A 10,548-nucleotide genomic window follows, 5' to 3' on the forward strand; every position below is an offset into this window, starting at 1 on the left:
TCCGGCCAAGCTGAGTCACGACTCATCTTCAACTGCTCGGTCGAGCCGGCCGAAGTCGCTTCCCGCCCTGAAGTGAGCTGCGGCTCGACTTCGACGGGGTCAGGCGAGCGGGACCGGGACAGGGCCCTGGTGTTCGGGGCGGCCGGTGACGCGGGTGAGGTCGTCGCGCAGGCCGTCGAGCCAGACGCGGAGGTCGGCCAGGTGGTAGAGGTCGCGGCCCAGGTCGGTGGGCCAGCCCAGGTCGGGAGCGGGGTCGTCCGGTGTCCGTGGGACCTCCCGGGAACGGATGGCCTGGGCCGTCGCCTCGAAGCGGCCGGCGACGTCGGTCGTGGCCAGGGTGAGCAGGGCGGCGCAGGGCAGCAGCCGGCCGGTGGGGCAGTCACGCAGCAGGGCCTCGGCTCCGCGTACGGCGTGCTTGCCCGCGATCAGCGTGGCCTGCCAGTCCAGCCTCGCCACCGCGTGGCGCTCACTCTGGTACAGCGCGTACGAAGCCTCGGCGAGCCGTTCCTGCTCCCGGGCGAGCGGCAGGGCCGTCCCGGGCGGCGTCATCGAGGACAGCGTCGCGACCGTCTCGCGGACCACGCCGGCCGAGGCGCCGAGGAAGTTGGCGGTGGCGCGGTGCAGTTCGCCCGAGCCGCCGCGGGGCCAGGCGAACAAGCCGATCAGTACGCCCACCAGCGCACCGACCGCCACGTCCAGCACCCGGGCCTCGGCGAGGTGCCAGTCGGTGGGGGCCAGTTGCGCGAAGACCAGCGTGATGACCAGCGTGAACAGTGCCTGCGCCCAGCCCTGCCCGAGCAGCGGGCCGGCGGCGTTACCGATGAACATGACCAGGGGCAGGGCGATCGCGTACAGCGTCGGGTCGGTGCCGTAGACGAGCAGCACGGCGGCGGCGAGCGAGCCGATCACCGTGCCGGTCAGGGCGGGGCGTAGTGCGGAACGGGTCTCCGCCGCCGAGGTGCGCAACACGGTCAGGATGGTGAGCAGCACCCAGAAGCCGTGCGACAGGTCGAGCTCCCCGGCGAGCAGGCGCGCGACGGCGAGGGCGGCGGCGAGACGCAGGGCACCCTGGAAGTAGACCGAGCGCGGGGTCAGGTTCTCGCGCAGCCGGTGCCACCAGAGCGACGGTGCCGGGCGGGACGCGTACCAATAGGGGCCTTGGACGTCCGCACGCAGCGGTGCCCGGGCGACGATCCGCAGCTCGGTCACGAGCGACTTGGTCCACTCCCCCAGGCTCAACGCGAGTGAACCCAGACGCAGCCGCTCGGGTGCCACCCCGGTCGGGTCCCCGGCCTCCCGCTCGGCCCGGAAACGCGCCAGCGCCCCGGCGATCCGGTCCGTGTCGGGCACCTCGCCCTGACCCCGCAGCCACGCCCCGGCGGCGGAGGCGCAGGACGCGGTCTCGCGCAGCAGCCGGGCCGCGGCGGGCAGGCTCACGGCGTCCCGGTCGTCGGCGAAGTAGAGGTCGACGGCCCGGCCCAGGACCAGCCGCGTCGTCGCGGAGGCGGAGCTCAGCGCCCGGTCCCGCCGTCCCGCCGACGCGGGCCGCTGGGTCACCGGCAGCCGGGAGGGCCTCAGCGCGTCGCCGGCTTCGGTGGCGTCGGGCAGCAGCGCGGCGAGCCGTTCCTTGCCGCGCGGGTCGCCGTCCCAGTGGTCGGCGATGGCGGCGAGACAACCGGCGAGGGCGTCAACGGCGTCGGCGAGACGTTCCCGGTACGGCACCGGCTGCGGGCCGGGCCAGAGCACCACCTCGGCGACCGCCAGCAGCACGACGGCCAGGGAGACCCCGGCGATGCGTTCCGGCAGCACACCCGGGTCGTACGGAGGGAAGCACGGCAGGATGTAGAGCAGCTGCATCCCGGTGGCGAGCCCGACCAGCCGCGGCCCGCCGACGCCGGCGAACGTCACGGCGAAGCCGAGCACGAACATCCCGGCGGCCGCGGCCCAGTTCGACACGGACAGCAGCGTGCCGAGCGTGATCAGCACCCACGTCACGGGCAGCACCGCGAGCAGGGTCCGGGCCCGCTGCCTCGCATTTCCGGGGATCTGAGACAACATTCCCAGAGCGATGGTCCCGAACAAGGCGTACGGCGCCATCGCCGGGCTGCTCAGCGCGTACCGGCAGAAGTAGAAGCCCAGGCACGCGACCAGGGTGACGCGGGCAGCACGCCGCACGGCAGAGAGCTGCGGATCGCGGCTCTCCCACCAGGAGCGCGACAACCACGAAAGGGGCAGCCAGGAAACCGGCGGCCAGGAGTGCGGAGAGGTCACAGCTTAAGGACCCTGCCACGCTCCGCCCGGTTTGTGAATCATGGCCATCAGGTACGCGCGGCGGCTCGGGAACTCGGCGGGGTCCAGGGGCTCGCGGGTCAGTTCGGCGACCATGTCGAAGCCGGCGGCGACCAGGTCGGCCCGGACGGCGGCGGGGTCGAGGAAGTGCACGTCCACGTCGACGTCCGCGCCGAACCACGTCGTCAGGTGCACCGACTCGTCGCCGATGTGGAAGGCCACCAGCAGCGGGGCGCCGTCCCGCAGCACCCGGGCCAGCTCGGCGAAGGCCCGCACCCGCTCGGCCGCACCGAGATGGATGATCGAATACATCGCGGCCGCGCCCGCCCAGGCACCGTCCCTCACCGGGAGTGCCAGCATCGAGGCCACCGTGCCCGGGATCCGCGGCGCGTGGCGGCGGGCGATCGCGATCATCTCCGGCGACAGGTCGACGCCGAGGACGTCGGGGTGCAGCCCGGCCAGGAACCGCGTGACGTGCCCGGGCCCGCACCCGACGTCCGCGATCGTGCCCTCGCCGGCCAGCTCCGTGAGCGCCGTCAGCAGCGCCCGGTCGAGAGGCTTATGAGACAACTCGTCTCGCAGCTGCTCGTCGTACGCGGCGGCGATCGTGTCGTAGGTGTCCCGGAGCTCGTCCACGCCACCCCTCTCGGCTCAACTCAACGGGTGGGAGATGTCGTTGGCGTGGTCGGTCAGCGCCGCCCCCGTGACGTGCGCCTTCAGCGGCAGGATCTCGAGGCAGCGCCGGATCGCCGGGGCCATCATGGGGTTCGGCACGCGCAGGGAGACGGTGCAGTGCGGGACCCAGCGCCCGGGGGCGTACTGATCCCAGACCTCGACCCCGCCCTTCACCAGCCGGTCATGCACGTCCTGATGGTGGTTGAGCAGCGCGGCGGTCGGCACGATGCCCAGCCACAGCACCCGCCCGACGAACTGCCCCGCGAAATCCATGTCGAGCGTCAGCCCCCGCCCGACCGCCATCCCGTCGAGCGCCCCGGCCACCGCCGCCGGCTCCATCGTGCGGGCCGCGGCCAGCGACACGTGCGGCCGGTGCCGCTCGTTGAGCGACCCCATGGTCGGGATGCCCTCCGCCTCCAGGGCACGCCACAGCGTCTTCAGCCTGCGGGTCGTATCGGTGTCGAGATAAAGCTCAAGCGCGGCAACCACACGCTAAAGATATTCACCCCTTCAAGCAGATAAACGGCCCGCGTACGCCACCACTGAACCGCTCCGCCGCCGTCAATGCCCGCAACACCCGCTTCCGAGGCTTCAGCCCGATCCCCGCGGTGGCGTAGAGCGCCCCGAGCGCGATCTCATCCCCGGACCCGGCCGCCGCGAACCCGTCAGCGGCGGTAGCCACCTGATAATCGTCATAGACCGTGAACAGCCGCCCCTGCACCCCGACAAGGAACGTGCCCCCGACCTCCCGCTCGCTTTCCTTCGTCGCCCACCCACCCGCTTTGAGACAGTCCCGCAACGCATCGACGAACGTGGTCGCCATGAACGCATCAAGGTTCCCGATCGGCGACGGCGGCGCGAGCGAGTACCGCAGCAGCTGCCCCATCCGGAACGACGTCGTGAACCCGAAAATGTAACTGTCCTTGCGGAAAACCTTGGTATCGGCCCGCACGGTCAGACTCAGCCCGGCCACCCCGGCACTGTCCCCACCGATGAAAACCTTCCCCTTCGACTCCAGCCCCACGATCGCCGTCATCGTTCCTCCCCCGTTGGCCCGGCCCTGATCTTCGCGCGCCCCGCCGCCCGGGAACAACCAGGGGCAACCGAACGTGGGCGCGCGCGGAGGGCCGCACCCCCCTTCGCGGGGTGCGGCCCTCGTCAGGTCGATCGGGTCAGCGCAGGAAGTTGCGGACCGCGGTCAGGACGGACGTGTCGGTGAGGTAGCCGATGTGGGTCTCGCAGAGGACGTAGTTGTTGGTCGCGCCGCTCAGGGTCGTGCTGGTGTACGGGATGATGATGCCGTCGCACGGGGAGTACCAGGTGGCGTACGTCGTCGGGCCGGGGGTTTCGTCGCCTGCGCTGAGGGTGTTGATGAAGGACGAGCCCGGGTACATCTGCTGGCAGGTGACGTAGATGAGGCAGGCGCTCGCGGAGGTCGTGCCGTGGTTGGCGCCCGCGAGCGAGGCTACGTGGTTGACGTACTGGGCGCCGCCGAGTTGCTTGACGTACCACTGGGTGACGAGGCCGCCCATGGAGTGGTTGACGATGTCGACCTTGGCGGCGCCGGTGCGGCTGCGGACCTGGCTGACATAGGTGGCCAGGCCCTGGGCGTTCTGGATGTTGTTGCCGTAGGAGTTGTACTCGTACGCGAACAGCTCGCTGCTGCTGTAGCCGCCGGCCCGGAAGAGTGAGATGGCGGTCGTCCAGTTCGAGGCGCTTCCGGTGTAGCCGTGCACGAAGACGACCGGGGTGCCCGGGGCCGCCAGGGCGGGGGCGGCGGGGATGGCGACCAGGGCGGTCATGACGGCGATCAGGACTGCGAACATCCGGCGCATGGAACCTCCAGGGAGGGAACGGGATGTCTCGCAGCCTGCTGCCGAAACAGAAATGACACATCGGTGAAATCACCGGCCTTGAGCCGCCATCGGCAAACATCGACACTTGTCTACATGATTTATGCACAGTTCATGCAGAAACGGCCGCGTACGCCGAGAGCACTGCTCCGTCTCGCGTACGCTGCTTCCGGCTCCGACGACGGGCTCGCCGCCGATCTGCTGGAGCTCGCGGGCCGTACGCCTCCCCCACTGGCCGCCGCTGCCCTGCGCCACGCCGCCCGGCTCACCACCGACGCCGCGGTCCGGGCCGACGCGCTGCTCGCGGCCGCACGGCAGGTCTGGCTGGCGGGTCGCCCGGCCGAGGCCGGCAAGCTGCTGCGGCGGGTCGCTCATGAACCCAGGCTGCGCGTACGCGTCCGGGGGCTGGCCGCCGAGATCGCCGTCCACGCCGACGGGTCCGCGGTCGACGACCTGCTCAGCGCCGCCGGGCAGCTCCCCCGGGAGAGCGCCCTCGACGCGCTGCTGCTCGCCACCGAGGTCGTGCACCGGGCCGGCGACCACGAGCGCTACATCGAGGTGGCCCGGCACGTCCTCGACCGGCACGCCGGCCCGGGCAGCACATCCGAGGACCTCGTCGCCGGCCTGACCGCGCTGTACGCCGACGACCCGCGCACCGGCATCGCCCACCTCCACAGCGCGATGACCCGGGCCGGAGCGAGCGACCGGCCCAACGAGCCGACCCGGACCGAGGCAAGCGGCCGGCACACCTCGATGAACCGGTCCGGAGCGAGCGACCGGCACTGCGCGATGACGCGGGCCGATACGAGCTACCGGCCCGACGCGCTGACCCGGGCCGATGCGAGCTACCGGCCCGACGAGCCGACCCGCGCCGCGGCGTGTGACCGGCCCGACGAGCTGATCCGGGCGGCGACCGCGGGGGTACTCGCCGGTGCGGGCGACACCGCGTACGCACTCGCCACCCGCGGTGTCCGGCTGGCCCGGCTGAACGGCGAGACCGTGACGGTGCCGCGGGCCCTCGAAGCCGCCGCGTTCGCCGGGCTCGCGAGCGGCCGCTATCCGGACGCGGAGTCGGCGGCGGTCGAAGGCGCGGACGAGGCACTGCGCACCGGACAGCCCGCACTCGCCGAGGTCCACTTCGGCATCCTCGCCGTCGTGGCGGCGCTGCGCGGCGACCGGCCGACCACGCTGCACCGTGTGCAGCGGGCCGGGGCCGCTGACAGCAGCACCGGGCCGGGCCAGGCCCGGGCGCTCTGCGAATGGGCGCTGGGGCTGCTGGACCTGATCGAAGGACGGCCCGCGGCAACGGTGGCACGCCTCACCCGGATCCTGGTGACGCCGTCCGGACGCGGCAACGCGGTCCTGCAGGTCGCCGCGACCCCGCACCTCATCGAGGCCCTCGCGGCCGCGCAGATGGCCCTCGGGGAACCCGCCGCCACTCCGGGCCGTCGGACCCGGGCCGCAGCTCAAGGCCGCCGGAACCCAGCCGCGGCTCGAGCCCTCGACGCACTGGTCGCGGGCCGGGCCTTCGACGCACCGGTCGCAGGGCAAGCCTTCAACGCACCGGTCGCGGGGCAGGCCGCCGACGCACTGGTCGCAGGCCAGGCCTTCAACGCATCGGTCGCGGGGCAGGCCGTCGACGCACTGGTCGCAGGCCGGGCCTTCGATGCACTGGTCGCGGGGCAGGCCTTCGACGCGCCGATCGCAGAGCGGGCCTTCGATCAGTTCGAACGGTGGGCCTCGGCGACCGGGCGTGCCCCCTGGCTCGCGTTACGGGCGCGCAGCCGGGCCCTGCTGGCCTCCGGCCCGGACGACGCCGTCGACCTGTTCCGGGAGGCCCTGCGGGAGCACGACCGAGGGGACACCGACTTCGCACGGGCGCACACCCAGCTGCTGTACGGAAGGCACCTGCGCCGCCACCGGCAACCGGGAGCCGCCCGGGAACACCTGCACGCCGCCGCCGCTACCTTCACCGCTCTCGGCGCGGGCCCCTGGGCCGCCGAGGCGATGCAACACCTCCGTGCCGCCGGCGCCCCCGCGGTGACGTATCAACCACGGGCAGCCGGAAATCCGGCGGTGACGTATCAACCACAGGGCGCGGGAGGTCCGGCGGTGACGTATCAACCAGAGGGCGCGGGAGGTCCCGGGGTGACGTATCAACCACGGGCAGGCGAAGCCCCCGCGCCCCCGGAGCAGCCCGGCACCACCGGCCTGACCGCGCAGCAGGACCGGATCGCCCGGATGGTGGCAGCCGGGGCCACCAACCGGGAGATCGCCCAGCAGCTCTACCTCAGCCCCCGAACCGTCGACCACCACCTGCGCAACGTGTACGCCCGCCTCGGCGTCCGCTCCCGGACCGAACTCGCCCGCCGAATCCCCCCGGGCTGAGCACACTCACCCGGCGAACGTCGCCCGGCCGAAACGCGCGGCGCACACCGCCGGGCCGAAGCACGCGCGGCGCACACCGCCGGGCCCGAGCACGCGCGGCGCACACCGCCGGGCCCGAGCACGCGCGGCGAACCCCGCCGGGCCCGAGCACGCGGCGAAGTCCGCCGGGCCGGAGCGCGGGCTCCGGGCGTACCGGCAAAAGATCAGACGTGGGCGTAAGCGGCACTGCGGGCCAGGACCCCGATGTCGGCCTGGTCGGTGAAGAGGCCGTCGAGGCCGGTTTTGAGGAAGGTGACCTGTTCGTCGATGGCGCGGCCGTAGGCGGCGGGGTCGGTGCCGACGCGGTAGTCGGCGGGCAGGAACGCGTTCTCGGCGCGGAACGTGTAGGGCATGACCTTGAGGCCGGCGGCGTGGGCGTCCTTGACCAGGGTGGTCGGCTCGCCCAGGGTGTCGTCGGCCTTGCGGGGGATGACCTGGCTCTTGTCCGGGCCGATGCCGTCGGCGTAACGGGCGAGCCTCCTCAGGCCGGCCGGGGTGAGGTATTCGGCGTACGTCGTCGTGTCGCCGAACGGGCTGCCCGTCGCGCTGGTGAGGAAGATGCTCGGGGCGCGCAGCCGGTAGTCCTCGCGGAGGGCCTGCAGGTTCTTCGCCTCGAAGGACTGGACGAAGACCTTGGCGTCGGCGCGGTCGAGGCCGTTGCGACGCAGGACCTGCACCAGCGGGGTCTCCAGGTCCAGGCCGAGCTCCCGGAAGTACGTCGGGTGCTTGGTCTCCGGGTAGACGCCGATCTCGCGGTCCAGCTCCTTCGACAGACGTTTGCGCAGGTCGAGGATCTCCTGGAACGTCGGCACCGGGAACAGGCCGTTGTAGAGGGTGTTGTGCTGGCGTACGGCCGGGATGCGCTCCGTCGCGCGCAGCGTCTTCAGCTCCGCGAGGGTGAAGTCGTGTGTGAACCAGCCTGTCACAGAAATGCCGTCGAGCAGGACGGTCCGCTTGCGCGAGGCGAACTCGGGGCGGGACGCCACGTCGGTGGTGCCGCCGATCTCCGGCTCGTGCCGGGCCACCAGGACGTGGTCCTTGGTGGACACTAGGTCCGGTTCGATGAAGTCGGCGCCCAGCCGCGCGGCCAGCTCGTACGATGCCAGGGTGTGCTCGGGCCGGTAGCCGGAAGCCCCGCGGTGCCCGACGACCAGCGACGGCTGGTGTCCGTGCCCCCCGGCCAGTGCGGGTGACGCGGTGGCTCCCAGCACGGCCGGCGCCCCCGCCGCGAGAGCACCCAGCCGCAGCACCTGTCGGCGATCTGCCACGATCTCCTCCAACGTTCCCGGCCGGCGACACCCGCCTGACCTCCCGCGCAGCAGTCCAGGCCACCCGCGCGACCCCAGGGCGAAGTCGCCGTGACGTCCCGGCAAACGCCACCGAAAGGATCTACGGGTACGCCTTCCGCGCACTCGTTCGTACCCCCTACGGTGGACAACGTGGGATTCCGTACACGCCGCGCTGCCTTCCACACCGCGCCGCGCGGCTCCAACGAACCGGTCTTCAACCCCGCGGCCCCGCAACGCAACCCCGGCCCGCTCACCACCGCCCGCAAGGTCGGCCGCCCCGACCTGACCCAGCTCCTCGGCCGCACGGTCCTGGAAGCAAGAGTCCAAGGCATCTGCCAGGAGTACGCCCTCCTCCCCCGCACCGGCACCGGCCTCTCCCGCGCCTACCGCTCCCCCTCAGCCGGAGTGGAACTCGCCGCCGACGCCCACGGCCTGGTCACCACCGTCGTCCTGCACTTCCAGCCCGCCGACGGCTTCACCCCGTTCCAGGGCACCCTCCCCGCCGGAGCAGGCAGCGTCCCCCGCCGCTCCCGCATGATCCCCATGCTCGGCCGCCCCGACGAAACCGGCGCCCCCTACCGAGACCGCTTCGACTCCGCCAACGGCCCCTGGGACCGCTGGCACCTCCCCGACCTCACCCTGCACGCCCAATACGCCCCGGACGCCGAAACCCTCGAACGCCTCACCCTCGCCCTCCCCGCCCACCTCCCCCGAGCAGCCTGACCCGCGCCGACTTCCTCAGCACAGCGCGAGCCTCTGAGTCGCCTTGTCTCACAGGCGCCCTGCCTCACAGGCGCCCTGCCTCACAGGCGCCCTGCCTCACAGGCGCCCTGCCTCACAGGCGCCCTGCCTCACAGCCGCCCTGTCGCGCAAGCGCCCGCCTCGGATTTGCGCCGCGCTCAGAGCGGAGCGGGCGTCAGGGCTGGGGGTGGGCGGCGAAGATGCGGGTGAAGATGGCGTCGATGACGGTGTTCTTGGCCATCGTGTAGTCCTCCGGGTGGTCGGCTGTTTCGCGGGCGAGGTGTTGCTTGGTGGTGGCGTAGAGGTCCCGGTCCCCGGGGTGGGTGCGTAGCCAGTCGCGGAGGAGGCGGTGGCGGACGGGTTCGGGGGCGTCGCGGGGCCAGATGTGCAGGTGGACGTCCGCGGCGGCGTTGATGAGCATGCGGTGGCCCTGCCACCAGGGGTGGCGGAGCAGGAGGCGGTAGCCGAGGTGCTCCAGGGCCGGGACGTAGCGGGATTCGTCCTCGGTGTCGTCGATGACCACGTCGATGTCGATGACGGGTTTGGCGGCCAGGCCCGGGACCGAGGTGGATCCGATGTGGCCGGCGCTGATGATCAGGTCGCCGAGCGCGGCGTCGATCGGGGGTTGCAGGGCGTTGTAGCGGTCCGGCCAGGACGGGTCGTAGTCCACGATGGTGACCGGGCCCACCCACTGTTCCGGGGGCGGACCGACCATGCCCTCGGCTTCCTGCTCCGGGGTGCCCACGATGCGTTCGGTGATGTCCTGCGGGAACTCGGTCAATTCAACCTCCGGTGTCGGCAAAGTCCGCCAGACTACGACCCCGCGATCACCCGGCGACAGCGAATTTCGAGCTCTCCATCCCCGGGCGGTCTGTGCGCGGCTGATTACCCGGTGGCGGTTGCGGCCGGTGGGAGGACTGATCAAGGGTGGGCGGGGGTATGCCCAGGGCAGGACGGCATCCGGTTCGTCCGGTGGTCATACGGAGGTCGGCATGCTGTTCAACCTGATCAGGCGCTACGCGATCATGGCGGTGGCGGTTCCGCTCGCGGCGTTCGGCGCGCGCAAACTCAGTGACGCGGTAGAGGCCCGCCGGGGGCCCAGCCGCGGGACCCGCATGCTGCGCAAGGGTGCGGACACGCTCCAGGGTCGTTTCGGCCGCCAGAAGAAGCGCCGGTTCTCCTTCGGCCGCTGAACCCGGTCACGGCAACCGGTCACGGCAACCGGTCACGGCAACCGGTCGCTTGGACTGAGCGCGAAGACTGGCGCTTGGACT

The 10,548-nt window shown here is 72.1% G+C and carries 10 protein-coding genes; 3 read left to right on the top strand and 7 right to left on the bottom strand.

What is annotated here, in order from left to right:
- Window positions 1-99: 99 nt before the first annotated feature.
- The 5 genes from Ahu01nite_RS27835 to Ahu01nite_RS27855 form a co-directional block, all read right to left on the bottom strand.
- Window positions 100-2,271, bottom strand: coding sequence for an FUSC family protein (locus tag Ahu01nite_RS27835; RefSeq protein WP_203839604.1), 2,172 nt, complete (start codon window positions 2,269-2,271; stop codon window positions 100-102).
- A 3-nt stretch (window positions 2,272-2,274) separates the two neighbouring features.
- Window positions 2,275-2,925 (bottom strand): class I SAM-dependent DNA methyltransferase, encoded by a 651-nt coding sequence (locus Ahu01nite_RS27840; RefSeq protein ID WP_203839605.1) that lies wholly within the window; start codon window positions 2,923-2,925, stop codon window positions 2,275-2,277.
- A gap of 15 nt (window positions 2,926-2,940) precedes the next feature.
- Window positions 2,941-3,453 (bottom strand): 2'-5' RNA ligase family protein, encoded by a 513-nt coding sequence (locus Ahu01nite_RS27845; protein ID WP_203839606.1) that lies wholly within the window; start codon window positions 3,451-3,453, stop codon window positions 2,941-2,943.
- 13 nt (window positions 3,454-3,466) lie between these two features.
- Complete coding sequence (locus Ahu01nite_RS27850) at window positions 3,467-4,000, bottom strand: hypothetical protein (protein WP_203839607.1); 534 nt, start codon at window positions 3,998-4,000, stop codon at window positions 3,467-3,469.
- A 136-nt stretch (window positions 4,001-4,136) separates the two neighbouring features.
- A complete protein-coding gene (locus Ahu01nite_RS27855; protein ID WP_203839608.1) occupies window positions 4,137-4,790 on the bottom strand; it encodes an esterase/lipase family protein in 654 nt (217 codons plus the stop codon).
- Window positions 4,791-4,913: 123 nt separating this feature from the next.
- Between Ahu01nite_RS27855 and Ahu01nite_RS51425 the strand changes: the two genes are divergently transcribed.
- Window positions 4,914-7,205 carry a helix-turn-helix transcriptional regulator gene (locus tag Ahu01nite_RS51425; protein ID WP_203839609.1) on the top strand — a complete coding sequence of 764 codons (2,292 nt, stop codon included), beginning with the start codon at window positions 4,914-4,916 and terminating at the stop codon, window positions 7,203-7,205.
- Between the two features lie 203 nt (window positions 7,206-7,408).
- Here Ahu01nite_RS51425 and Ahu01nite_RS27865 read toward each other — a convergent pair whose 3' ends face one another.
- Window positions 7,409-8,512, bottom strand: a complete 1,104-nt coding sequence (locus Ahu01nite_RS27865; RefSeq protein ID WP_203839610.1) for a glycerophosphodiester phosphodiesterase — start codon at window positions 8,510-8,512, stop codon at window positions 7,409-7,411.
- 171 nt (window positions 8,513-8,683) lie between these two features.
- Between Ahu01nite_RS27865 and Ahu01nite_RS27870 the strand changes: the two genes are divergently transcribed.
- Entirely contained in the window at window positions 8,684-9,256 is a 573-nt protein-coding gene (locus Ahu01nite_RS27870) for a DUF6392 family protein (protein WP_203839611.1), read from the top strand.
- 193 nt (window positions 9,257-9,449) lie between these two features.
- On the opposite strand, the gene Ahu01nite_RS27875 is transcribed toward Ahu01nite_RS27870, so the two are convergent.
- Window positions 9,450-10,055 (bottom strand): GrpB family protein, encoded by a 606-nt coding sequence (locus Ahu01nite_RS27875; RefSeq protein WP_203839612.1) that lies wholly within the window; start codon window positions 10,053-10,055, stop codon window positions 9,450-9,452.
- 211 nt (window positions 10,056-10,266) lie between these two features.
- On the opposite strand from Ahu01nite_RS27875, the gene Ahu01nite_RS27880 reads away from it, so the two are divergent.
- A complete protein-coding gene (locus tag Ahu01nite_RS27880) occupies window positions 10,267-10,467 on the top strand; it encodes a hypothetical protein (protein ID WP_203839613.1) in 201 nt (66 codons plus the stop codon).
- Window positions 10,468-10,548: the final 81 nt, after the last annotated feature.

Source organism: Winogradskya humida, from assembly GCF_016862215.1.
Taxonomy (GTDB): Bacteria; Actinomycetota; Actinomycetes; order Mycobacteriales; family Micromonosporaceae; genus Actinoplanes; species Actinoplanes humidus.